Below are 22,011 nucleotides of genomic sequence, written 5' to 3' on the forward strand. Positions count from 1 at the left end.
CTAGGGGCACTCGTATCTTCGCGAGTCTATCAACCGGTCAGCTTGGTGCTTTCCGGAGCGGGAAGGCCTGTGCCCCGCGCAGGGAGTTCGTTGGGGTGTCATCGGCTTATTTCATGGGGAACGGGGCCAGTGCCCTGGACGGCAAGGGGCGCTTCGCGCTGCCGATGTCGTTCCGCTCCGTCCTGAATGAGCACAGCACCCAGCCCGGCACCATGCTTGTTCGGGCCGATCCCACCCGCAAATATGTGTCGCTTTTCGGCAGCAAACAGCTCGATTTCTTTCAGAACAAGTTCGACGAGGCCGCCCGCATCGCCATGACCCGTGGCGAGGATTTCGACGCGGAAATGGCGGACGCGAACTTCTGGAGCACCATCAAGACCGTTACCATCGACTCCGGCGGCAGGTTCACCCTGCCGCCGGCTTTTCGGCGGTTGTACGGCATCACCGACGCGCTCTTCATTGTGGGGGGCGGTCGCCTCGTCCAACTCTGGAGTCCCGAGCGCTTCCTCGCCGAGAATTCGGCGAACCTGCTTGCCATCGAGGAATGCGAAACCTTCCTCGATGAGCTCAAGGCCAAACGGGAGGAGCGCTGATGAGCGCGGCTTCCCTTGCGAACCCGCCGGCCGAGCCGCACCGCCCCGTGCTGCTCGACGAAGTGCTGGACGCGCTTGCCATTGCCCCTGGCGAGCGTCATGTCGACGGCACATTCGGTGCCGGCGGGTACAGCCGCGCCATGGCTGCGCGCGGTGCGCGGGTCTTCGCGATCGATCAGGATCCTGACGCCATTGCCGAAGGGCAGGCGGTCGTCGCAGCCAGTGAGGGCGCGATTACGCTGCTCGCCGGCAATTTCGCGCAGATGGAACGGCTGCTGGCTGAGGCCGGTGTCGATAGCGTGGATGGCGTGACGCTGGATATCGGCGTCTCCTCCATGCAGCTCGATCGCGAGCGGCGCGGGTTCTCCTTCCGCTTTCCGGATGCCCCTCTGGATATGCGGATGAGCCAGTCCGGCGAGACGGCGGCAGAGTTCCTCAATCGCGTCGATGAGGCCGAGCTGGCGGACATCCTCTATCGTTATGGCGAGGAGCGGCAGTCGCGCCGTGTCGCGCGCGCCATCGTGGCAGCGCGCCCGCTGGCGACCATCGGCGACCTCGTCGGGGCGGTCCACAAGGCGCTTGGCAAGCGGCCCGGCGACAAGACCGATCCGGCGACGCGGACTTTCCAGGCGATCCGCATTCACCTCAATGGTGAGTTGGATGCGCTGGAGCGCGGTCTGGATGCCGCCGAGGCCGTGTTGCGCCCGGGCGGCCGGCTGGCGGTGGTGACCTTCCACAGCCTGGAAGACCGAATCGTGAAGAATTTTCTCCGCACGCGCAGCGGGCAGGAGGGTGCCGGCTCGCGCCACCGGCCGGAGGTCAAATCCGCCGTGCGCCCGACCTTCCAGAAGCCCGCCCGCGCTGTTCGCCCCGGCGATGCCGAACTCAAGTCCAACCCCCGTGCGCGCTCCGCAACGCTGCGTAGCGCCATCCGAACTGAAGCCCCTGCCATGCACCAATCTGTGGGAGCACGATCATGATCGCCATCAAGCGCTTGCAAAGCATCATGTGGATTCTCGTGGTCGCCATGGGGGCGCTCGCCGCCTATCTGATCAGCCTGCAGGTTGCGACGGAGCGGAACGCGGTGCGGCATACGATCGACCAGATTCGCTGGACCCGCGCAGACATCCGCTATCTTGAGGCGGAATTCGGCGCGCGGGCGACCATGCGTCAGCTCCATGCCTGGAACACCAGCGACCTGCGCCTGTATGTGCCGGCACCTGCGCAATATTTGCCCAATGAGCGCGCGCTCGCCAATCTGGACCGCATGGCGCCGGTGACCGGCGGCTACAGCCCGCCGCCCGTCATGACCGCGATGGCCCAGAACACCCCGCCTGCGCCGGTCGCGGCAGCGCCCGAAAAGCCGGCAGCGCGGAGCGGCGCCGATGTGGCCTCCGAGTTCGCCTTCATTCGCACCGCCTCGGCTGCCGAGCCCCGGCCGCCCTTGGCGGAGGCTAAGGCGAAGACGGCGCCAGCAACGCGCGCGCCGGCAGAGGCTGCGGCGCGCCGCACTGTCGAGCCCGATCCGGCCTCCCGCAAGGCAGCCCGGCTGGCCCTGCTCGACAAGAAGCTGCTGGGCGGCCCGGCTCTAAGTGAAGCCATGGTGCCCTGATGGCCACCATTTTGGCGCGGCCGGAGCCGCGTTCCGAGAATCGGAAGCCGACAGATTTGGTCACGGTGGCCCACGGCCGGATCATGCTCCTCCTGCTTATTTTCGCCGCGATCACAATGGTGATGGCGGCGAAAATGGTCTGGATGGGCATCGATGCCGGTACCCAAGCCGAGCGCATGGCCAGCCCCATCCCGATTCCGGGGCGCGCCGATATTGTCGACCGCAATGGCGTGCCATTGGCGCGCGATATCGACGGCTACGCCATTGCCGTGCGCCGCGACCGCCTGCTCGGCGATCCGCGCGATCTGGCCAAAAAGCTCCACGCGATCTTCCCGGACCAGTCCGAAGCGGATTTCTACGCCAAGCTGACCTCGGGCGGGCAGTGGAACTACCTCCGCACCCGCGCCGTGCCGCGCGATGTTGCCGCTGTGAATGCCCTGGGCGAGATCGGCATCGAGTTTCCGCGTGAGGCGGAGCGGCTGTATCCGCAGCGCACGCTGGCCGCGCACCTTATCGGTTTCGTCAATCGGGATGGGTTCGGTGCCATGGGCGTCGAGCGCGCGTTCGATGACCGGCTGACCGACGAAAAGACGCGCGGGCAGCCGCTGCAGCTTTCCATCGATAGCCGCGTTCAGGCCGCGCTGGAGGAAGAGCTGTCGCTCGGCATGGCGGAACAGAGCGCCAAGGGCGCCGTCGGCATCGTGCTGGATTCGCGCAATGGCGAAGTGATCGCGATGGCGTCTCTGCCCACGTTCAATCCCAACCGCCTGGTGCCGGTCGAGGCGCCGATGGTGATGGGCCCGGACGGCCAAATGCGCCGGGGCCAGATCACCTGCGACATGTCGCCGCGCTGCAATCGCGTGGTTCAGGCGCGCTATGAGCTCGGCTCGACGTTCAAGCCGCTGTCTTTTGCCATCGCCATGGATGCGGGCGTCATCGTCAGCATGAGCAAGCGCTATGATGCCACGGCGCCGCTGCCGGTCGGGCGGTTCACCATCAAGGATGACCACCCACTGGGCCGCTGGCTGACGGTGCCGGAGGCGCTGGTGCACTCCAGCAACATTGTCACGGCCCGCATCGCCGATGAAATGGGGCAAAAGCCGCTTGAGGCTGCCTATCGCTCGCTGGAGTTCGACCGTCCGGCCACGGTGGAGCTGCGCGAACAGGCCGGCACGCTGTTCCCGTCGCGCTGGTATCGCACGACGATCATGACGACGGCCTATGGCCACGGCATCGCCGTGACGCCGATGCATCTGGCGAGCGCATATGCCGCTCTGGTGAATGGCGGCATCTGGCACCCCACCACCGTTCTCAAGCGCAAGCCGAATGAACAAGTGGCCGCCCGCCGGGTGTTCTCCGAGCAGACCAGCGCGAAGATGCGCCAGTTGCTGCGGATGATCGTGCAGACCGGCACCGGGCGCAATGCGGATGCCGAAGGCTATCGCGTCGGCGGCAAGACGGGCACGGCCGAGAAGCCCAAGGACGGCGGCTATGCCCGTCGCTCGCTGGTCTCCACCTTCGCTGCGGCTTTCCCGATGGAAGCGCCGCGCTATGTCGTCATCGTTATGATGGACGAGCCGCAGGGCAGTGCCCGCTACCCGGGCATCCGCACGGCGGCTTATACGGCGGCCCCGGTGGTGAAGTCCTTCGTGTCGCGCGCCGCGCCGCTGCTGGGCGTCTATCCCGAGGCGTTCCGCGACGTCGACATTTCTGAGCTGACCCCGTTGGTCAGAGACGAAGAGGTGGCCGAATGATGCGCCTTTCCACGCTCGTGCCTGACTCGATTGATCCGGCCAAGGATGCCGAGGTGAGCGGCTTCGCACTGGACCATCGCAAGGTGGCGCCCGGCGCCGTGTTCGGCGCGTTTCGCGGCGCGCGGGTGAACGGCGAGGACTTTATCGACGCCGCCATCGCTGCGGGCGCCGCGGCTGTCGTCGCGGCCCCGGACGCGCGGGTGACCGGCGTCCCCCACATCGCCGCCGAGGAACCGCGCCGCCTGTTTGCGAGCCTCGCGGCGCGCTATTATGCGCCCTATCCGCAGACGCTGGTCGCGGTCACCGGCACCAACGGCAAGACCTCGACGGTCGAGCTCACCCGGCAGCTTTGGCGCATGATGGGCCATGGCGCCGCGTCCATCGGCACGCTGGGTGTGACGACCGCCGTGGATCAGGTTTCGACCGGCCTCACGACCCCGGACGTGGTGACCTTCCTCTCCAATCTGGCCGGGCTCGCCAAGGAAGGCATCGATCATGTCGCCTATGAGGCGTCGAGCCATGGGCTGGCCCAATATCGCGCCGAGGGGCCGCGCGTTGCGGCGGGCGCCTTCACCAATCTGAGCCGCGATCATCTCGATTATCACGGCACTATGGACATGTATTTCGCGGCCAAGATGCGGCTGTTCGACGAGGTTGTCGCGGATGATGGCGTCGCTGTCATTTGGGCCGATGACGAACGCTCTGCCGAAGTGATCGAGCATGTGCGTCGCCGGGGCTTGCAGTTGATGACCGTCGGTTCGGCCGGCGAGACGCTGCGGCTGGTCACGCAAACGCCGACCCATCTTGGGCAGACGCTTATGATCGAGGCGGAGGGCGGCACGCACAAGGTCGATCTGCCGCTCATCGGCGCCTATCAGGCCGCCAATGCGCTGGTTTCCGCTGGACTGGTCCTCGCAACCGGCGGCGCGCTGAAGACGGTGCTGGGATTGCTCTCGCGCGTGCAGCCGGTGCGCGGTCGGCTGGAACGCGCCGTCATCACCACTGCCGGTGCGCCGGTCTATGTCGATTATGCCCATACGCCCGACGGGCTGCGCGCCGCCATCGAAGCGCTGCGCCCGCATGTGCGCGGTCGGCTCATCACCGTGTTCGGCGCTGGTGGGGATCGCGATGCCGGCAAGCGCCCGCTGATGGGCGGCGTTGCCAGCGACCTGAGCGATGTCGTGATCGTCACCGATGACAATCCGCGCGGGGAAGACCCGCAGGTGATCCGTGCCGCAATCATGGCCGGTGCGCCGGGCGCACGGGAAATTGGCGGGCGACGGGCTGCCATCGCTGCCGCCATTGCCGAGGCGGGGCCGGACGATATCGTGCTGCTGGCCGGCAAGGGGCATGAGCAGGGCCAGATCATCGGCGACCGCGTGCTGCCGTTCGACGATGTCACCGTGGCGCGGGAATGCGCTGCATGAGCTTGTGGACTTCCGACGAGATCGCCGCCGCGACCGGCGGGGCAGCCTCCACGGCCTTCGCGGTGAGCGGTGTCGCGTTCGATAGCCGGGAGGTCGCGGCCGGCGATCTCTTCGTCGCGCTGCATGGCGAGAGCGCGGATGGTCACGCCTATATCCCCGGCGCGCTGGCGTCCGGCGCATCGGGGCTGCTGGTCGACCGGGCAGTCGAAGGCCCCTGCGTTCGCGTCACCGACACCGCGAAGGGCCTCGATGATCTTGGTCGTGCCTCGCGCGAGCGGACGTCAGCAAAGATCATCGGCGTCACCGGGTCGGTCGGCAAGACCGGCGTCAAGGAAGCTCTGTTTGCTGCCTTCGACCGGATGAGCCAGGGCGCCGCCCATCGTTCGCTCAAGAGCTATAACAATCATGTCGGCGTGCCGCTTTCGCTGGCGCGGATGCCGCGCGAGGCGCGCTATGGCGTGTTCGAGATGGGCATGAACCATGAGGGCGAACTGCGGGCGCTGACCGCGCTCGTCCGCCCGCATGTCGCCATCGTCACGACGATTGCGCCCGCGCACATCGAATATTTCGGCACGGAAGAGAAGATCGCGCTGGCCAAGGCGGAGATCTTCGAAGGCCTTGTCGAAGGCGGCACGGCGGTCATTCCCGCCGACTCGCCGCATGCGCCGCTGCTGACCGACCACGCCGGTCGTCACGCCGGGCAAGTCGTCACCTTCGGGCGCGATGCCGGGGCGGATGTCCGACTGATCGACGAAATGTCCGTGGGCGCTGCCGGTACCCGCATCACCGTGCAGACCTGCGCGGCGCGCCTCAGTCTGGTGGTCGGAATGCCCGGTCGCCACTGGGTCAGCAATGCGCTGGGCGTGCTGGCCGTGGTCGAGGCGGCCGGTGGCGATCTGGCGCAGGCCGGGCTTGCGCTGGCGGAAATGACCGGGCTGCCAGGCCGGGGCGCGCGCCGCCCCATCGCGACCGCGGACGGTGGCGAGGCCTTGATCATCGATGAAGCCTATAATGCCAATCCCGCCTCCATGGCCGCCACCTTGGCGCAGCTTGGCGAGGAGCGGGCGCAGCGGCGGATCGCGATATTGGGCGCGATGAAGGAGCTTGGCGACCAGTCCGCGCCGCTTCACGCCGGGCTGGCGCAGGCCATTCGCGATGCGAAGGTGGATGTGGCGCTTCTGGTCGGCGAGGAAATGGCACCGCTCGCCGATGCTCTGGCCAGCGAAATTTCCGTCGAGCATGTCGCAAATGTCGATCAGGCCGTTGAATTCGCACGCTTAACGGTCAAAAGCGGTGATGTGATGCTGGTCAAGGGGTCCAACAGTGTCGGACTTTCGCGACTTGTCGAACAGCTCGCAGCAAGCGAGGTGGCCTGATGCTTTATTGGCTCGCTGAACAACTGAATTTCCCAGGCATCTTCAACCTGGTCCGCTACCTCACATTCCGGGCCGGCGCCGCGATCATGACGGCGCTGATCATCGGGCTGGTGATTGGTCCCCGCTTCATCGGCTGGCTGCGTGTCCGCCAGGGCAAGGGGCAGCCGATCCGAGAGGATGGGCCGCAGACGCACTTCGTCAAGCGCGGCACGCCGACCATGGGCGGGTTGATGATCCTCACCGCCATGGCGAGCGCGGTGCTGCTGTGGATGAACGTCACCTCGGTCTATATCTGGGCCTGCCTTATCGTGACGCTGGGCTTTGGCGCCATCGGTTTCATGGACGATTATGACAAGGTGACCAAGGCGAGCCACAAGGGCCTCTCCGCCCGGGCGCGCCTGCTGGCGGAATTCGGCATCGCCGGGTTCGCCACCTGGCTGATCGTCAGCCAGAACGGCACCTTGCTGTATCTGCCCTTCTGGAGCGGCGGGGCGCTGGACCTTGGGCCGCTTTATTATCTGTTCGGCGCCTTCGTCATCGTCGCCTTCGGTAATGCGGTGAACCTCACCGACGGGCTGGACGGGCTGGCCTCCATGCCGGTGATTGTGGCGTCGATGGCCTTCATGCTCATCGTCTATCTTGTCGGCCGCGCCGATTATGCGTCCTATCTCGGCATTCCCCATGTGCCGGGCGCGGGCGATCTGGTGATCCTGTGCGGCGCGATTGTCGGGGCATGCCTCGCCTTCCTGTGGTTCAACGCGCCGCCGGCGGCGGTGTTCATGGGTGATACCGGCAGCCTCGCGCTGGGCGGCACCATCGGCGTGATCGCCGTGGCGGCCCATCACGAGATCGTGCTGGCGGTCATCGGCGGCATCTTCGTGGTGGAGGCGATGTCGGTCGTCATTCAGGTGTTCTTCTACAAGCGCACCGGCAAAAGGGTGTTCCGCATGGCGCCTATCCATCATCATTTCGAGCAGCTTGGCTGGCCCGAATCCACGGTGGTGATCCGCTTCTGGATCGTCTCCTTCGTCCTCGCGCTCGCGGGCCTTGCGACGTTGAAGCTGCGATGATCGTTTCCCCCGCCTTTGCCGGCAAGCGCTATGCCGTTCTGGGGCTGGCCCGCTCCGGCCTCGCCACGGTCGATGCCCTCGCCGCCAGCGGTGCTCATGTCATCGCCTGGGACCAGCGCGAGGATGCGCGGGCACTGGTGGCCGACAAGGCCGAGCTGGGCGATCCGATGGAGATGGACCTGGCCGGGCTGGACGCGCTGGTCGTCTCGCCGGGCGTGCCGCTCAACCGTCACCCGGTGACATGCCGCGCGCGCGCCGCCGGCGTGCCGATCATCGGCGACATCGAGCTGTTCGCGCTGGCACGGTCGAGCCTGCCGGCGCATCGCGTGGTTGGCATCACCGGCACCAATGGCAAGTCGACCACGACGGCGCTGATCGATCACATCGTGCGCACGGCGGGGCTGCCCTCGCGCATGGGTGGGAACATCGGCCTGCCCATTCTCGCGCAGGCACCGCTGCCGGAGGGCGGGGTCTATGTGCTGGAGCTTTCCAGCTATCAGATCGATCTGACCTTCAGTCTCGATTGCGACGTGGCGGTGCTGCTCAACATCACGCCCGATCATCTCGACCGCTATGATGGCTTTGAGGGCTATGTCGCGTCCAAGCAGCGCCTCTTTGCCATGCAGTCCCCCGATCATCCGGCGATCATCGCGGTCGACGATGCGGTGACGCGGCGCATCGCCGATGCTCTGCCGCAGACCGTGCCCGTGACCGCCCAGTCGATTGCCGCCGAGGACCAGTCGCGCTGGCCCGCGCTGCAGGGGCCGCACAATGCGCAGAATGTCGCGGTCGCCAAGGCCGTGGCAGAGGCGCTGGGCATTGCGCGCGAGACGACGGCGCAGGCGCTGGCGAGCTATGTCAGCCTGCCGCACCGCATGCAGCGCGTCGCCGAAATCGACGGCGTGCTGTTCGTCAACGACAGCAAGGCGACCAATGCCGCCTCGACCGCGCCGGCGCTCGCTGCCTGGCCGCCGGTCGACGGACGGCCGCGCATCCACTGGATTCTCGGCGGTCTCGCCAAGTCGGATTCGCTCGATGAGTGCGCGGCGGGCTTCCCCAACATCGCGCGGGGCTACACCATCGGCGAGGCCGGGCCGCTGTTCGCCCGTCTGCTGGGTGAGGCCTCCGTGCCCGTCACCGAATGCGAGTTGATGGTCACGGCCGTGGCCGAAGCCGCCGCACATGCGCAGCCGGGCGATATCGTCCTGCTTTCGCCGGCCTGCGCGTCGTTCGATCAGTTCCGGGATTTCGAGGCGCGGGGCGATGCCTTTGCGGCCGCCGTGGCCGCGCTTCGCGATAAAGCAGGGGCAGAAACGGGGGCAGGGGCATGAGCGAGCGCGGAGACGAAGGCGTGGTCATGGTCGAAGGCGAGGCGGCAAAGCCGGTTACCGCGCCGCCGCTCGATGTCGCTTTGTCTCCTTTGCGGGCGCGCCCCGGCAAGCCCATGCCGCGCGAGCGGACCGCGCTGGCGATCTGGTTCTGGGAAATCGACCGGGTGCTGCTCGGCCTCATCGTGGTGCTGATCGCGATCGGGCTGGTGGCGGTCGCGGCGGCCTCGCCCGTGGCGGCGGCCAAGCTGTCGACCCACTCGGCCTCGCTCTCGCCCCTCTATTTCTTCTATCGCCAGCTCATGTGGATCGGCCTCGGCCTGCCGCTGATGATCGTGATTTCCATGTTGCCGCGCACCCAGGCCCGCCGCTTGGCGGTCGGTCTGGCAGCGCTGTTCGCGGTGATGCTGGTGCTCGTGCCGATCATCGGGACAAGCGTGAACGGCGCCTCGCGCTGGCTGGGCAGCGGCGCCTTCCGCTTCCAGCCGTCCGAGTTTCTCAAGCCCTTCTTCGTCGTCGCCATTGCCTGGCTGCTGTCACTGCGCGCGCGTGATCCGTCGCTGCCGGTGATCCCGCTGACGGGCATGTTGACCGGCATCGTCGCCCTGCTGCTCATGCGCCAGCCGGACTTCGGCCAGACGGTCATTTTCGTGGCCTGCTGGGGTGCGCTGCTGCTGGTGGGCGGCGCCTCGATCAAGCTCCTCTCGGGCTTTGCGTGCGGCGGCCTCGGCCTGTTCGTGCTGACTTATCTCTTCTACGACAATGGTCGCGAGCGCATCGATTCCTTCCTTAACCCGGTCGTCGATCCGGCGGCGGGGCCGGATCAGGTGCAGCTGGCCTATGCGACCATCACGCGCGGCGGCCTGACCGGCGTTGGCCCCGGCGGCGGCACCGCCAAGTTCAATCTGCCCGAGGCCCATACCGACTATATCTTTTCGGTAATCGGGGAAGAGTTCGGCCTGATCGCCTGCATCGCCATTGCGCTCGTTTATCTCGCCATCATCGTGCGGGTGCTGCTGCGACTGCTGGATGAGGAAGATCCATTCATCGTCATGGCAACCTCCGGCCTTGTCTTTGTGATGGGCGTGCAGGCCGTCATCAACATGGGCGTGAACATTCACATCTTCCCCTCCAAGGGCATGACCCTGCCGTTCATCAGCTATGGCGGCTCCTCGATGATCGCCTTGTGCTCGGGCATCGGCCTGCTGCTGGCCTTCACCCGGCGGAACCCGTATATGTCGCGCTCCCCTTACGTCGTCACATGGAGCGGGCGATGAGCCTTTTTCGGCATTATGTTCTGGCCGCCGGTGGCACGGGTGGGCACATGGTCCCCGCCCACGCGATCGCGCAGGAGCTTATGGCGCGGGGCCACCGCGTCGCCCTGATTACCGACGAGCGCGGCGCCAAGATTCCGGGCCTGTTCGAGGATGTGCAGACGCATGTGCTGCCGGCCGGCCGCATGTCCGGCGGTATTTCCGGTTGGATCAGGGGCTTCAAGGCCATTCTCGAAGGGCGCGCCATGGCCCGGCAGCTCTACTCGACCTTCGAGCCGGCCGCCGTGGTGGGCTTCGGCGGCTATCCGGCGCTGCCGGCGATGCTCGGCGCCTTTGCGGAGCGCATTCCGGCGATCGTGCATGAGCAGAACGCGGTGCTCGGCCGCGTCAACCGGCTGGTGGCCCGCAAGGTCGCCGCCATCGCAACGGCCTATCCCGATGTGAAGCGTCTCGCCAAACGCCATGCGGACAAGACCTATCTGGTCGGCAATCCGGTGCGAGAGTCTGTCCTGGCCCTGCGCGACGAGCCATTTCCGGTCTTCTCCGATGAGAGCGTGCTGCGCCTGCTGGTCACCGGCGGCAGTCAGGGCGCGTCGATCCTCTCGCAAGTCGTGCCGGCCGGGCTTGGTATGTTGCCGATCAGCCTGCGTCGGCGCTTGCAGGTCACCCAGCAATGCCGGCCCGAGGACATCGAGCAGGTCCGCGCGCTCTATGCCGAGATGGAAATTCCGGCCGATCTAGCGACCTATATCGAGGACATGCCGACCAAGCTCGCCTGGTCGCACCTCGTGATCGGGCGCGCCGGCGCCTCGACCATTGCCGAACTTACCGCCGCGGGGCGCCCCGCCATCCTCATACCTTTGCCGAGTGCCATGGATAACCACCAAGCCTATAATGTCCTCGAGATGGTGAAGGCGGGCGGCGCCCGCGCGATCGACCAGAGCAAGTTCACCCCCGCCGAGCTGGCCCGCCAGATGCAGAAGCTGGCGATGGAACCGGGCGCGCTCCAGAACGCCGCCAAGCGCGCGCATCGTTGCGGCCGCCCGGATGCGGTGAAGGACATGTGCGATCTCATCGAGAGCTTCGGCCCCGCACCGCAGACCATCGACACCGTGCGGGCCGCAGAAGCGCCGCGCATGGCCGGCCTCGCGGGAGCGGGCGCATGAAGGGCGTCGGCACGGATATCGGTACGATCCACTTCATCGGCATTGGCGGCATCGGCATGTCCGGCATCGCCGAGGTGATGCACAATATGGGTTACAGCGTGCAGGGCAGTGACATGTCGGAAGGCTATGTCATCCAGCATCTGCGCGATCTCGGCATCAATGTGATGATCGGCCACAAGGCCGAGAATCTGGGCGACGCTGCCGTGGTGGTGACCTCCACCGCGATCAAGCGCGGCAATCCGGAAGTGGAACTGGCGCTCGAGAACCGCGTGCCGGTCATCCGCCGCGCGGAAATGCTGGCCGAACTGATGCGGCTCAAATCCACCGTCGCTGTAGCCGGCACGCATGGCAAGACGACGACGACCTCGATGATCGCGGCGCTGCTCGATGCTGGCGGGATCGACCCCACCGTCATCAATGGCGGCATCATCAACAGCTATGGCTCCAACGCGCGCCTCGGCAACAGCGACTGGATGGTGGTCGAGGCCGATGAGAGTGATGGCAGCTTCCTGCGGCTGGACGGTACCTATGCCGTCGTCACCAACATCGATCCCGAGCATCTCGATCATTATGGCTCGTTCGATGCGGTGAAGGACGCGTTCGTCGAGTTTGTCGAGAATGTGCCCTTCTATGGCGCGGCCATGCTCTGCCTGGATCACCCGGAGGTGCAGGCGATCCTGCCGCGCGTGCAGGATCGGCGGATCGTGACATACGGCTTCTCCGCACAGGCCGACCTGCGCGGCGAGAATGTCCGGCCCGTTCCCGGTGGCAATATGTTCGACGTGCAGATTCGCGAGCGTGATGGCTCGACGCGACGCATTGCCGACATCACCATGCCGATGCCGGGCCGGCACAATGTGCTGAATGCCATGGCCGCCATTGGCGTCGCCCTGCAGATGGGCATTGAGGATGCGACCATCCAGACCGGCTTCGCCAGCTTCGGCGGCGTCAAGCGGCGCTTCACCAAGGTGGGCGAGATCGAGACGGGCGGCGGCAAGGCCGTCGTCATCGATGATTATGGCCACCACCCGGTCGAAATCCGCGCGGTCCTCGCAGCGGCCCGCGAGGGGGCGCAGGGCCGGGTGATCGCCGTGGTGCAGCCGCACCGCTTCACGCGGCTGCGCGATCTGATGGACGAGTTCCAGCAATCCTTCAACGATGCCGACATGGTCTATGTTTCGCCCGTCTACCCGGCTGGCGAGCAGCCCATCGAGGGCGTGGATGCCGATGCGCTGGTCGCCGGCCTCAAGCGTCGCGGCCATCGCGCGGCGCAGACCATCGGCGATGCCGATGCGCTCGCCGCGGCCCTCGCCGCGGATCTGAAGGCCGATGACATGATCGTCTGCCTCGGCGCGGGCGACATCACCAAATGGGCGGCTGGTCTGGCGCCGGCCATCGCGGCATCGGGCGAGGGGCGCGGCTGATGTGGGAGCTGATGCGCATTGGCCTGGAGATGCAGGAGCGCATGATCGAGGTGCATGGCAAGAGTCTCGACATGGCGCGCGAGATGATCGACGCCGTCGAGAGCCATGCCGCCATGGGGCCGAAGGGCATGGGGCAGGCCGCGCTCGACATGGGTGAAGCCATGAACCGTGCCGGCAAGGCGCAGGCCGATCTGATCGGGCGTTGGTCCAGCTGGTGGAGCGGTCGCGCCTGATGCATCCCGCCGCTTCCGTGAACGTCGATCGACAGCTGAGCCCGGACGGCATTGCCGTGCGGGGCAAGCTGACGCGCGGTGCGCCGCTCGCGCCTCTGGTGTGGTTCAAGGCGGGCGGTTCGGCGGACTGGCTGTTCGAGCCGGCGGATGCGGATGACCTTGCGCAGTTCCTCTCGGCGCTGGATCTCTCGTTGCCGGTGATGGCGCTGGGCCTTGGGTCCAACATGATCGTTCGCGATGGCGGCGTGCCCGGCGTGGTGGTTCGGCTCGGCAAGGCCTTCGCGCGCGTCGAGCAGAGCGCGCCGCAGACGCTGCGGTGCGGCGGGGGCGCCTCGGGCATTCTGGTCTCCTCCACGGCGCGCGATGCGGGCATTGGCGGGCTTGAGTTTCTCCGCTCCATTCCGGGCACGGTCGGCGGCTTCGTGCGCATGAATGGCGGCGCTTATGGTCGCGAGGTGAAGGATATTCTGGTCGAGGCGGAGGTCATCCTGCGCTCCGGTCAGCGGACTGTCCTGCCGCTGGATGCGCTCGGTTTCACCTATCGGCATTCGACGCTGCCCGAAGGGGCCGTCGTGATCGCGGCGACATTCCGGGGCACACCCGCCGAGCCCGCAGCCATTCAGGCGGAAATGGACCGGATCGCGACCGCGCGGGAAGAATCGCAGCCGCTGCGCAGCAAGACGGGCGGATCGACCTTCAAGAACCCGCCGGGCGAAAAGGCCTGGGCGCTGGTCGACCGGGCAGGCTGCCGGGGCCTCAGCCTCGGCAGCGCGCAAGTGAGCGAGAAGCACACCAATTTCCTCATCAACACCGGCGGCGCGACCAGTGCGGACATCGAGTCCCTGGGCGAAGAGGTGCGCCGGCGGGTGCTGGCAGAGAGTGGCATAACCCTCGAATGGGAGATTCAGCGCGTGGGCCGTTCGGCGCAGGAGCAGGGGCAATGAGCATCAAGCGTCTCAAGGTCGCCGTGCTCATGGGTGGCTGGGCCGCCGAGCGGCATGTCTCGCTGTCGAGCGCGAAAGGCATCATCCAGGCGCTGGAAGAGCGCGGCCATGAGGTCGTGCCCATCGACCTGGGCGCGACCCGGGCGGAGGGCCGCGATTTTCCGGCCAAGCTCATCGCGGCCAATCCCGACATCGTGTTCAATGCCCTGCATGGCGTGCCGGGCGAGGATGGCACCGTGCAGGGACTTATGGACATCATGGGCTTCGCCTACACGCATAGCGGTCTGGCAACCTCGGTCATCGCCATCGATAAGCAGCTTACCAAGCAGCATCTCGTGCCCCATGGCATCCCGATGCCCGGCGGTCATATCGTCGAATGCGAGAGCCTTTTCGCGGGCGATCCCTTGCCGCGCCCCTATGTGCTCAAGCCGGTCAATGAAGGCTCGTCGGTCGGCGTCGCCATCGTCACGGAAGAGGGCAATTACGGCAATCCGATCGCGCGCGATGCGGTGGGGCCGTGGCAGGATTTCGACCAACTGCTGGCCGAGCCGTTCATTCGCGGCCGTGAGCTGACCGTCGCTGTGCTCGGCGACCGGGCGCTGGCGGTGACGGAGCTGCGCCCCAAGAGCGGCTTCTACGATTATGACGCGAAATATACCGATGGCCTGACTGACCATATCTGCCCGGCGCCCGTCCCGGCCGAGATGGCCGCCGCGATGATGGACATCGCACTGCGGGCCCATCGTCTGCTGGGCTGCAAGGGCACGTCGCGCTCGGACTTCCGCTGGGATGACGAGCGCGGGCTCGATGGCCTGTATCTGCTGGAAGTGAATACGCAGCCCGGCATGACGGCGTTGAGCCTGGTGCCCGAGCAGGCGAAATATTTGGGCATGAGCTATGGCGAACTCGTAGAGAGCATCATCGCCGAGGCTCTGGCGGACCGTGGGGGGAAGCAATGAACAGCGCGACGATCAAGCGCGGCTCGGCGAGCGGCGCGCGCGGCGGCCGGGCCGGCCGCAAGCCGCGGCGGGCGAGGAGCAATCTGGACAAGCTGCTCGACTATGTTCCGCTCAGTCCGGCGCAGATCAATCGGCTGATGACCTGGGGGATCGGCCTGGTCCTCTTCATCCTGCTGTGGGTCACCGCCAGCTTCATGGGTCTGCCGGCGATGCTGCGCGCCGAGGTGAACGATCTGGCCGGGCGCGCGGGCTTTGCCGTCGCCAAGATCGAGGTGCGCGGCCTTGAGCGCATGGACGAGATGCAGGTCTCTGACATTGCCGTGAAGTATGTCGAGCGCTCGATGCTGGCGGTCGATCTCGACAATCTGCGCAACGAGGTCATGCGGCTGGGCTGGGTGAAGGAGGCGCGGATTTCCCGCCGTCTGCCTGATGCGCTGATCGTCGATGTGGTCGAGCGGCAGCCGGCTGCGGTCTGGCAGAATGGCGGGCAATTGATGCTGGTGGACGCCGCCGGCGTCGCGCTTGGCCCGGTCGAGGCCAATGCCTTGCCCGATCTGCCCCTGGTGGTGGGGCCGGATGCCAACAAGCGGACCAAGGCGCTGGCCGAACTGATGAACGCCGCGCCGGCCCTCAAGCCGATGCTCGCGGGCGCGACCTGGGTTGGCGGGCGCCGCTGGGATCTGCGCTTTCAGTCGGGTGAGCAACTGATGCTCCCCGAGGGCGATGCCGACGCGGCTGCTGCGCTGGTCAACTTCGCGCGCATGGACGGCGTGGACCGGCTGCTCGGGCGCGGCGTGCTGCGGTTCGACATGCGCGATCCCGCGCGGTTCGTGCTGCGCCTGCCGCCGGGCAAGAAAGAGGATGAAGCGCCGGCGGTGACGTCGGCCAAGGATTCGGCAGTCGTGACGTCCGGCGAGAAGGATCGATCGACGACCTCTGCATCGGGTGGGGAGGGCTAAGCATGGCAGCGCGCAATGATGGGCTGATTACCGCGATCGACATCGGCACCTGGAAGGTGTCGGCGCTGATCGCGCGCAAGCAGGAGGATGGCACGCTGGCGGTGCTGGGCACCGGTCAGCGCGAGAGCCGGGGCGTGCGCCGGGGCTTCGTGGTCGACATGGAGCGGACCGAACTGGCCGTGCGCGAGACGGTCGAGCAGGCCGAGAAGGTCGCCGGCACCAACATCGAGAAGGTCATTCTGAGCTTCTCCGGCGGCAGCATCGAGAGCAAGGTCGAGCCGGTCGAGATCAATGTCGGCGGTCGGCGGATCGAGCAGGCCGATATCGAGAGCCTGTACGATCAGGCGCGTGAGCGGATCGATCCGGGCGGCCGGGTCATCCTGCAGGCGCAGCCGACGCTCTACACCATCGACGGGATGCGCGGCGTCGCGCGGCCGATGGGGCTTCATGCCGATCAGCTCGGCGTCGATATTCATGTGGTGCTGGCGGATAGCGCGCCGTTGCGGAACCTCGAGACGAGCGTGCGCGGCGCCTATCTCGATGTGCAGAGCATCATCGCCGCGCCGGTCGCCACGGCTGCGGCCTGCCTCTCCGACGAAGAGCGCGATCTCGGCGTTGCGCTGGTTGAGCTCGGGGCAGGCGTCACCAATGTGTCGCTGCACATCGGCGGCATGCTGGTGGGCTTCAAATCCATTCCCATCGGCGCGGCGGACGTGACCGACGATATTGCCTCGGCCTTCGGCATTCGCCGCAGCCAGGCCGAGCGCATGAAGTGCTTTTACGGCTCGGCCATGCAGTCGCGCCGGGACTTTCGCGAGATCATCGAAATCGCGCCCGCCGCCAGCAGCGCCGAGCAGACCGAAGCGCGCCGCGTGACTCGCGCCGAGCTGGTCGGCGTCATCTGCGAGCGGCTGAACCGGCTGATGGCTGAGGTCAACAAGGCGCTGGGCGAGATGGGCTTCCACTCGCCGGTCGGGCGCCAGGTCGTGCTGACCGGCGGCGGCGCGGAGCTCAAGGGCATGGCGGACTACGCCCAGACTGCGCTCGGCCGCGCCGTGCGGATCGGCCGCCCCAAGCTGCTTGATGCCATGCCAGAGGCGCATCGTGGCCCGGCTTTCGCGACGCTCGCCGGCCTCGCGCTCTATGCGTCGAAGGAGCGGCAGGATCTGCTGCAGCGGCCTCTGCGCGAGCAGCGCGTCCACACGACGCGCGGCGGAGCGGTCGTCCAGCGGCTGATCGCGGCGTTGCGCGCCGGCTATTAGGGCCAGGCCGCAACATATTGTGGATGAGCGGTTAAAAAGAACGTGAACTGGCGGCTCATCTGGTGCATGAATCCCGACAAGGTGACGGTGCGGTTTGCACCCGGAGGAGATAGTTGATGAGCATTGAAATCGGTCCGCCCCATGTGGACGAGCTGAAGCCGCGGATTACCGTTATCGGCGTCGGCGGGGCGGGTGGAAATGCGATTGCCAACATGATTGGCGCGTCCGTGGATGGGGTCGACTTCATTGTCGCCAACACGGATGCTCAAGCGCTCAATGCCTCTCCTGCAGAACGTCGTATCCAGCTCGGCCCGCGCATTACCGAGGGTCTCGGCGCCGGTTCGCGCCCCGACATCGGCCGCGCCGCTGCAGAAGAAACCATTGCGGAAGTGCAGGAGGCGCTCGAGGGCGTCCACATGTGCTTCATCGCTGCCGGCATGGGCGGCGGCACGGGCACCGGCGCAGCGCCGGTCATCGCCAAGGCTGCGCGTGAAAAGGGCATTCTGACGGTCGGCGTGGTCACCAAGCCGTTTACCTTTGAAGGCTCGCGCCGGATGCGCTCGGCAGACTCGGGCATCGAGGAGCTGCAGAAGCACGTCGATACGCTGATCGTCATTCCGAACCAGAATCTGTTCCTGATCGCCAACCCGAACACGACCTTCAAGGAAGCGTTCGAGATGGCCGACGAAGTGCTGCAGCAGGGCGTGCGCGGCATCACCGATCTCATGGTCATGCCCGGCCTCATCAACCTCGACTTTGCCGACGTCCGCTCCGTGATGGAAGAGATGGGCAAGGCCATGATGGGCACCGGCGAGGCCGAAGGCGACGGGCGCGCGCTCGAAGCCGCCGAGAAGGCGATTGCCAATCCGCTGCTCGATGGCGTCTCGATGCGTGGCGCCAAGGGCGTCATCGTCTCCATCGTTGGTGGCGAGGATATGCGCCTGATGGAAGTCGACGAGGCGGCCAACCACATCCGCGAGCTGGTCGATCCCGATGCGAACATCATCTGGGGTTCGGCATTCAACGAGCAGTTGAACGGCAAGATCCGCGTCTCCGTCGTCGCGACGGGCATCGATAATGAAGCGAGCGCCGCGGCGCAGGCCCGCAGCCAGCCGTTCAAGCTGGGCGATGTGGGTGTCGCTGCCGCGCCGCGCCAGGCTGCGCCTGCCGTGTCGGCGCCGGCCAATCTCGTCCGCCCGGAAGCTGCGCCCGCGCCGCGTTATGAGGAAGGGCTGGACCTTGGTGGCGTCGCGCCGGCGCGCAACGAGTCGTTCACACCGGCCCCGACCAGCGAGGCGCCTGCCAGCTTCCAGGCGCCCAAGCCGGAAGAGCCCAAGCCGGCCCCGCGTTTCGCGGCGTCGACTTTCGATGACATCACCGGCGAGGATGAGCTGGTGCTCGACAACAGCGTCTCGCCGGAGCCGCCGCTTCGGGTAGAGCCGCCGCAGCCCGCCGAGGAGCCGGCCAGCAAGGGTACGAGCGGCGGCACGCTGTTCGAGCGCATGTCGCAGCTGGCCCGTGGGCAGGCTCGGCAGGGCAATGCCGAGGAAAGCGAGAGCGAGCGGGATCGCACCGAATTCGAGGTGCCACGCTTCCTCAATCGCCAGAACAACCAGTAAAACTGTGCACGGCGGGGCGCAGCCCGTCCCGCCGGACAGAAGAGGTGTATCCGTGAAGTCGACCAGCTGCATTCTGGCCCTTTCTCTGGCCATCGCAGCGCCTGTGTTCGCGCAAAGCGGCGGAATGGTTCAGGCCACGCCACCAGCCGAGGCGGTAGCCGCGCTCAACCGCCACCTCGCGTCGCTCTCCCGTAATCCTCAGGATGTGAATGCCCTGCTCGGGGCCGGCCAGGCCGCGCTCGATCTGGGGGACATTCAGGCGGCCAATGGCTTCTTCACGCGGGCCAATATGGTGGACGGGCGCAATGGCCGCGCCCGGCTGGGGCTTGCGGTCGTGCAAATCGCCTTGAAGCAGCCGGCCGATGCCGCCGCGAACTTCGATGCCGCCTCGGCCTTGGGTGTCAGCGCCCAAGCGCATTTGCCCGAGCGCGCGCTGGCTTATGATCTCACCGGGCAGCAGGCTAAGGCGCAGCAGGATTATCGCGCCGTCCTGCAGGCCAATCCCAATGATAACACCGCGCGGCTCAATTATGCGGTCTCGCTGGGCGTCTCCGGCAATCTCGCGGAAGCCGAGCAGCAGCTCAAGCCCGCCCTGACGAGCGGTGACCGTGAAGCGTGGCGCATCCGGGCCTTCGTTCTCGCGATGAACGGCCAGATGGCCGAGGCGCGCTCCATTGCGCAGACGACGCTGCCGAAGGGCCTTGCCGACGCGCTCGAACCCTATCTGCAGCGCCTGCCGCTGCTGACGGCGAGCCAGAAGGTCTCCGCGGTCCATTATGGCGAGTATCCGGCGGATGTCCTCCGCTTGGCTGCACCCGAGCCGGCGCGGAACCGCGATACGCAGGTTGCTGCTACCACCGAGCGCGAGCGGGGCGGCCGGCGTCAGACGGCGGCAGAACGACGGGCCGCCCAGCAGGCCGCGCGCCGCGCGTCGCAGGCTCAGCAACCAGCACCCGCGGCGGCCGCCGCCCAGTCGCTTCCGCCGCCGCCACCGCCTGCTCCGGCAGCATCCCCACCGCCGCAACAGCCGGTGCAGACCGCCGCGCGCGCCCCTGCGCCGCAGCCGGCCCGCCCGGCTCCATCATCCGCTCCCGCCACACAGCCGGCCAGTCGCGTAACCAATCCTGCGCCGACGACCGTCGCTGCCGTGGCGCCGGCGGCACCCAGCACGCCGGCCCCGGTGGCGTCTGCGCCGACACCGGCACCCGCACCCGCACCCGCACCCGCACCTGCGCCAGTGCCGCAGCCGGTGCGCTCGCTTGGCGACACGCTGCAGGCGCTCGAAGTGCCGGAAGGCGAGCGCCGGCAGGTCGCCGTCGCGGATCTGAGCGCTGTCGCGCGGATTCAGGAGCAGCGCCGGGTCGCGGCAGCCGCGCAGCAGGCCAAGGCGAAGGCGGATGCCGAGGCGCGCGCCAAGGCGGAGGCCGAACGCAAGGCCGAGGCCGAGCGCAAGGCCAAGCTGGCGGCCAATCCCTCGCGCAACTGGGTGCAATTGGCGGCAGGCCGTGATCCGGCTGCGCTGGCCTTCGATCTGCGCCGTTTGCGCCGGACCTATGGCGATACGATTGCCGGGCAGGATGGCTGGACAGCCACATGGGGTGAGACGCGCCGCCTGCTGATCGGCCCCTTCCGTCGCCCCGAAGATGCGCGGGCGGTGGTCACCGAATTGCGCAAGGCGGGAGGCGACGCGTTCTTCTGGCAAAGCGAAGCCGGCGAGGAAGTCAGCAAGATCGGCACGCAGTGAGCGTGCTCGCCCCCTATGCCTGTGACCCGGCGCGCAGCCGGGGTCGTCAACATGCCGAGGCGGGCGGGGAAGCACGCGGACCGCGCGACATTTTCCAGCGCGACCGCGACCGGATCATTCACTCGATCAGCTTTCGTCGTCTGCGCCACAAGACGCAGGTGTTCGTCGCACCCGATGGCGACCATTATCGCGTCCGCCTGACGCATAGCCTGGAGGTCGCGCAGATCGGGCGGACGATCGCACGGGTGCTGGGCCTCAATGAAGATCTGACCGAGGCGCTGTGCCTCGCCCATGATATTGGCCATCCCCCGTTTGGCCACGCCGGGGAGGATGCACTGGAAGAGGCGCTGGCCGGGCAGGGCGGCTTCGATCACAACGCCCATTGTCTGCGCACGCTGGCTTTGCTGGAAAATGCCTATCCCCGCTTCCCCGGCCTCAATCTGAGCTGGGAGATGATGGAGGGGCTGGCCAAGCATAACGGCCCGGTGCTGGCCCCCAACTGGGCGATGCAGCAGATCGATGCCGCCTTTCCGCTGGAGCTGGAAAGCTGGCCGTCGCTGGAAGCGCAGGTCGCGGCGCTTGCCGACGATATCGCCTATGACAATCACGATATCGACGATGGCCTGCGCGCCGGCATTCTGACGCTCGAACAACTTCTGGAAGCGCCGTTCGTCCGCCGCTGCTGGGAGCAGGTCACCGCGCGCTATCCCGATCTGCCGGCCGAGCAGCTGTTGCGGGAACTGATCCGCGACCAGATCGGCATCATGGTCAACAATCTCATCATGACCACGCGCGAAAACCTGCGCCTGCATGGGCTGGAGCAGGCCGACGTCTCAGCCGTGCGGAGCGCGGGACAGGCCATGGTCGCCTTCTCGGATGCGATGCGGGAGGACGAGCGCCAGCTCAAGCGTTTCATGTACGCCAATCTCTATCATCATCCGACCCAGCTGGCGGCAGCCGGGCGGGCACGGGTGATCGTCACCGATCTATTCCGCGCCTATCAGGCCGATCCTGCGCTGATGGGGACCGCCTGGGATGCCAGTTGCGGCGCTGCCGAGCCCGAGCGCAGCCGCCATATCGCGGACTATATCGCGGGCATGACCGATCGCTTCGCCGAGCGCGCGCATCAGGAGATTTGCGGAGTTTCCTAGGCGAGGACAGAGTCCGCGAGGGCGTTGTCCACTATCGATTTGGTCAGAGCGCGCGACCAGCGGCTCATGTGGGGGGCGCCGACTTCGCCACCCTCCACCGTTCGTTCTGAGTAGGG

At 66.9% G+C, this 22,011-nt stretch carries 19 protein-coding genes; all 19 read left to right on the forward strand.

Annotated features, from left to right (window positions below; genetic code table 11):
• The first annotated feature begins 95 nt into the window (after positions 1 to 95).
• The 19 genes from M2336_RS07855 to M2336_RS07945 all read left to right on the forward strand — a co-directional run bounded on the left by M2336_RS07855 (position 96) and on the right by M2336_RS07945 (position 21,895).
• Positions 96 to 593 (forward strand): division/cell wall cluster transcriptional repressor MraZ, encoded by a 498-nt coding sequence (locus tag M2336_RS07855; protein WP_181558856.1) that lies wholly within the window; start codon positions 96 to 98, stop codon positions 591 to 593.
• Positions 593 to 1,573, forward strand: a complete 981-nt coding sequence (gene rsmH / locus M2336_RS07860; protein ID WP_264592777.1) for a 16S rRNA (cytosine(1402)-N(4))-methyltransferase RsmH — start codon at positions 593 to 595, stop codon at positions 1,571 to 1,573. The genes M2336_RS07855 and rsmH overlap by 1 nt, the downstream gene beginning before the upstream one ends.
• Positions 1,570 to 2,205 carry a colicin transporter gene (locus M2336_RS07865; RefSeq protein ID WP_264592778.1) on the forward strand — a complete coding sequence of 212 codons (636 nt, stop codon included), beginning with the start codon at positions 1,570 to 1,572 and terminating at the stop codon, positions 2,203 to 2,205. The genes rsmH and M2336_RS07865 overlap by 4 nt, the downstream gene beginning before the upstream one ends.
• Positions 2,205 to 3,959, forward strand: coding sequence for a peptidoglycan D,D-transpeptidase FtsI family protein (locus tag M2336_RS07870; protein ID WP_264592779.1), 1,755 nt, complete (start codon positions 2,205 to 2,207; stop codon positions 3,957 to 3,959). Before M2336_RS07865 ends, M2336_RS07870 begins: the two co-directional genes overlap by 1 nt.
• Entirely contained in the window at positions 3,959 to 5,386 is a 1,428-nt protein-coding gene (locus tag M2336_RS07875; RefSeq protein WP_264574975.1) for a UDP-N-acetylmuramoyl-L-alanyl-D-glutamate--2,6-diaminopimelate ligase, read from the forward strand. Before M2336_RS07870 ends, M2336_RS07875 begins: the two co-directional genes overlap by 1 nt.
• Positions 5,383 to 6,762, forward strand: coding sequence for a UDP-N-acetylmuramoyl-tripeptide--D-alanyl-D-alanine ligase (locus M2336_RS07880; protein ID WP_264574581.1), 1,380 nt, complete (start codon positions 5,383 to 5,385; stop codon positions 6,760 to 6,762). Before M2336_RS07875 ends, M2336_RS07880 begins: the two co-directional genes overlap by 4 nt.
• Complete coding sequence (gene mraY / locus M2336_RS07885; RefSeq protein ID WP_264572201.1) at positions 6,762 to 7,832, forward strand: phospho-N-acetylmuramoyl-pentapeptide-transferase; 1,071 nt, start codon at positions 6,762 to 6,764, stop codon at positions 7,830 to 7,832. Before M2336_RS07880 ends, mraY begins: the two co-directional genes overlap by 1 nt.
• Complete coding sequence (murD, locus tag M2336_RS07890) at positions 7,829 to 9,163, forward strand: UDP-N-acetylmuramoyl-L-alanine--D-glutamate ligase (RefSeq protein WP_264574582.1); 1,335 nt, start codon at positions 7,829 to 7,831, stop codon at positions 9,161 to 9,163. Before mraY ends, murD begins: the two co-directional genes overlap by 4 nt.
• 113 nt (positions 9,164 to 9,276) lie before the next feature.
• Positions 9,277 to 10,437 (forward strand): putative lipid II flippase FtsW, encoded by a 1,161-nt coding sequence (gene ftsW, locus M2336_RS07895; RefSeq protein ID WP_264572369.1) that lies wholly within the window; start codon positions 9,277 to 9,279, stop codon positions 10,435 to 10,437.
• Positions 10,434 to 11,600: an undecaprenyldiphospho-muramoylpentapeptide beta-N-acetylglucosaminyltransferase gene (murG, locus tag M2336_RS07900; protein ID WP_264574583.1), complete on the forward strand. Its 1,167-nt coding sequence runs from the start codon at positions 10,434 to 10,436 to the stop codon at positions 11,598 to 11,600. The genes ftsW and murG overlap by 4 nt, the downstream gene beginning before the upstream one ends.
• Positions 11,597 to 13,024, forward strand: a complete 1,428-nt coding sequence (gene murC, locus M2336_RS07905) for a UDP-N-acetylmuramate--L-alanine ligase (protein WP_264574584.1) — start codon at positions 11,597 to 11,599, stop codon at positions 13,022 to 13,024. The genes murG and murC overlap by 4 nt, the downstream gene beginning before the upstream one ends.
• The gene (locus M2336_RS07910) at positions 13,024 to 13,257 is read left to right on the forward strand and encodes a hypothetical protein (RefSeq protein ID WP_264592780.1); all 234 of its coding nucleotides are present in this window, start codon (positions 13,024 to 13,026) and stop codon (positions 13,255 to 13,257) included. Before murC ends, M2336_RS07910 begins: the two co-directional genes overlap by 1 nt.
• The gene (gene murB / locus M2336_RS07915) at positions 13,257 to 14,201 is read left to right on the forward strand and encodes a UDP-N-acetylmuramate dehydrogenase (protein ID WP_264574586.1); all 945 of its coding nucleotides are present in this window, start codon (positions 13,257 to 13,259) and stop codon (positions 14,199 to 14,201) included. Before M2336_RS07910 ends, murB begins: the two co-directional genes overlap by 1 nt.
• Positions 14,198 to 15,160, forward strand: a complete 963-nt coding sequence (locus tag M2336_RS07920) for a D-alanine--D-alanine ligase (protein WP_181558868.1) — start codon at positions 14,198 to 14,200, stop codon at positions 15,158 to 15,160. The genes murB and M2336_RS07920 overlap by 4 nt, the downstream gene beginning before the upstream one ends.
• A complete protein-coding gene (locus M2336_RS07925) occupies positions 15,157 to 16,119 on the forward strand; it encodes a cell division protein FtsQ/DivIB (protein ID WP_264574587.1) in 963 nt (320 codons plus the stop codon). Before M2336_RS07920 ends, M2336_RS07925 begins: the two co-directional genes overlap by 4 nt.
• A 2-nt stretch (positions 16,120 to 16,121) precedes the next feature.
• Positions 16,122 to 17,381 carry a cell division protein FtsA gene (ftsA, locus tag M2336_RS07930; protein WP_264569595.1) on the forward strand — a complete coding sequence of 420 codons (1,260 nt, stop codon included), beginning with the start codon at positions 16,122 to 16,124 and terminating at the stop codon, positions 17,379 to 17,381.
• A gap of 116 nt (positions 17,382 to 17,497) precedes the next feature.
• Positions 17,498 to 19,000: a cell division protein FtsZ gene (gene ftsZ, locus M2336_RS07935; protein WP_181558871.1), complete on the forward strand. Its 1,503-nt coding sequence runs from the start codon at positions 17,498 to 17,500 to the stop codon at positions 18,998 to 19,000.
• 52 nt (positions 19,001 to 19,052) lie between these two features.
• Positions 19,053 to 20,744, forward strand: coding sequence for an SPOR domain-containing protein (locus tag M2336_RS07940; RefSeq protein WP_264592781.1), 1,692 nt, complete (start codon positions 19,053 to 19,055; stop codon positions 20,742 to 20,744).
• Complete coding sequence (locus tag M2336_RS07945) at positions 20,741 to 21,895, forward strand: deoxyguanosinetriphosphate triphosphohydrolase (RefSeq protein WP_264574589.1); 1,155 nt, start codon at positions 20,741 to 20,743, stop codon at positions 21,893 to 21,895. Before M2336_RS07940 ends, M2336_RS07945 begins: the two co-directional genes overlap by 4 nt.
• The last annotated feature ends 116 nt before the right edge of the window (positions 21,896 to 22,011 follow it).

Origin of the sequence: Sphingobium sp. B1D7B, from assembly GCF_025961965.1 — a bacterium.
Classification (GTDB): domain Bacteria; phylum Pseudomonadota; class Alphaproteobacteria; order Sphingomonadales; family Sphingomonadaceae; genus Sphingobium.

Excerpts from the sequence above, each read along its gene's own strand:
- ftsA (WP_264569595.1), top strand. The coding sequence starts at position 16,122 with ATGGCAGCGCGCAATGATGGGCTGATTACCGCGATCGACATCGGCACC.
- M2336_RS07870 (WP_264592779.1), top strand. The coding sequence starts at position 2,205 with ATGGCCACCATTTTGGCGCGGCCGGAGCCGCGTTCCGAGAATCGGAAG.
- M2336_RS07875 (WP_264574975.1), top strand. The coding sequence starts at position 3,959 with ATGCGCCTTTCCACGCTCGTGCCTGACTCGATTGATCCGGCCAAGGAT.
- M2336_RS07920 (WP_181558868.1), top strand. The coding sequence starts at position 14,198 with ATGAGCATCAAGCGTCTCAAGGTCGCCGTGCTCATGGGTGGCTGGGCC.
- M2336_RS07925 (WP_264574587.1), top strand. The coding sequence starts at position 15,157 with ATGAACAGCGCGACGATCAAGCGCGGCTCGGCGAGCGGCGCGCGCGGC.
- M2336_RS07910 (WP_264592780.1), top strand. The coding sequence starts at position 13,024 with ATGTGGGAGCTGATGCGCATTGGCCTGGAGATGCAGGAGCGCATGATC.
- murC (WP_264574584.1), top strand. The coding sequence starts at position 11,597 with ATGAAGGGCGTCGGCACGGATATCGGTACGATCCACTTCATCGGCATT.
- murG (WP_264574583.1), top strand. The coding sequence starts at position 10,434 with ATGAGCCTTTTTCGGCATTATGTTCTGGCCGCCGGTGGCACGGGTGGG.
- ftsW (WP_264572369.1), top strand. The coding sequence starts at position 9,277 with ATGCCGCGCGAGCGGACCGCGCTGGCGATCTGGTTCTGGGAAATCGAC.
- M2336_RS07880 (WP_264574581.1), top strand. The coding sequence starts at position 5,383 with ATGAGCTTGTGGACTTCCGACGAGATCGCCGCCGCGACCGGCGGGGCA.
- murD (WP_264574582.1), top strand. The coding sequence starts at position 7,829 with ATGATCGTTTCCCCCGCCTTTGCCGGCAAGCGCTATGCCGTTCTGGGG.
- ftsZ (WP_181558871.1), top strand. The coding sequence starts at position 17,498 with ATGAGCATTGAAATCGGTCCGCCCCATGTGGACGAGCTGAAGCCGCGG.
- rsmH (WP_264592777.1), top strand. The coding sequence starts at position 593 with ATGAGCGCGGCTTCCCTTGCGAACCCGCCGGCCGAGCCGCACCGCCCC.
- M2336_RS07865 (WP_264592778.1), top strand. The coding sequence starts at position 1,570 with ATGATCGCCATCAAGCGCTTGCAAAGCATCATGTGGATTCTCGTGGTC.
- mraY (WP_264572201.1), top strand. The coding sequence starts at position 6,762 with ATGCTTTATTGGCTCGCTGAACAACTGAATTTCCCAGGCATCTTCAAC.
- murB (WP_264574586.1), top strand. The coding sequence starts at position 13,257 with ATGCATCCCGCCGCTTCCGTGAACGTCGATCGACAGCTGAGCCCGGAC.